1 protein-coding gene is annotated in these 403 nt (G+C 45.4%); it reads left to right on the forward strand.

Annotated features, from left to right (window positions below):
- Positions 1-403 (forward strand): Calx-beta domain-containing protein (locus IWC96_RS00055; protein WP_196838120.1); only part of this gene is annotated, 403 nt, incomplete at both ends.

The following is a 403-nucleotide window of genomic DNA, read 5'->3' on the forward strand; positions in this document are numbered from 1 at the left end:
AGCACCAACGGAGTTAACCGTAACAATCCCTGCTGGAGAGACGAGTGCTGTATTCCCAGTAACGGTAAATGGTGATGATGTTGTAGAGTCAGATGAAGAATTTGAAGTAACGATTACTAATACTACCAACGGTACGATTGATCCTGCTGCCACAACAGGAACTGGAACAATTACCAATGACGACGCTACTGTCGTAAGTATTGGCGATGTAACAGTTACAGAAGGAAATGATGGAACTACGGTGGTAGCTGAATTCCCAGTAACCTTAAGTGCTCCTGCCGATACAGATACAGTAGTAACCTTCACCGTTGCTGATGGAACAGGAACGCTTGGTGATGCAGATTATGTAGCACCAACAGAATTAACCGTAACGATCCCTGCTGGCGAGACGAGTGCTGTATTC

The organism is Brevundimonas sp. BAL450 (assembly GCF_015767455.1).
Classification (GTDB): Bacteria; Pseudomonadota; Alphaproteobacteria; order Caulobacterales; family Caulobacteraceae; genus Brevundimonas; species Brevundimonas abyssalis.